Annotated in this window: 1 protein-coding gene; it reads right to left on the reverse strand. The window is 51.8% G+C overall.

Annotated features, from left to right (window positions below):
- A partial coding sequence (locus N1032_RS27070; protein ID WP_259543792.1) for a hypothetical protein occupies positions 1-560 on the reverse strand: 560 nt, incomplete at both ends.

The raw sequence follows: 560 nt of genomic DNA on the forward strand, positions 1-560 counted from the left end.
TTCTGCATACTGGCTACCAGTTCCACGGGTTAGATCTCTTTGCTCTGCCCGGATAAACTTAGCACCCTGATCAGTGTTAAACACCTGAGAAGGGGTTAGAATGCTGTTTCCTGCTTCATCAGTGGTAGCGGCCCTGAATGTGTTTTGTGCTTCCTCATTGCCACCCTGTAGGACACGGCTTAGATAATCCTCATTAACCACGTTAGCGGCCTTCTGTGCCTGACTAAACCCGCCTAATGATTCTGGTAAGAGGTTGCGCACTTTATCTACTGCGGCCCCGCCTACCTTTTCCAGTGTTGCACCTGCTACAGCGTTAAGGGCTGTGCTTTTGGCTACTGCCCCTGCATCACCCTGATTATTTTCAGATAGCGCACCTGTTAAAGCTGCTGGCAACTGATTAGCAAGGCTGGTAGCTACACGGGCTATACGTCCTGCATTCTCTGCGGCCTTGATAGGGGCTACCACTTCACCACCTACCATATAAGACGGGATAGAGGCGGCGATCTGCTCACCCGTTCCCCGTGGCATTAGGTACTGATCAAGCTCACCATAGCCAGCGC

The organism is Herbiconiux daphne (assembly GCF_024979295.1).
GTDB classification, from domain to species: Bacteria; Actinomycetota; Actinomycetes; order Actinomycetales; family Microbacteriaceae; genus Herbiconiux; species Herbiconiux daphnes.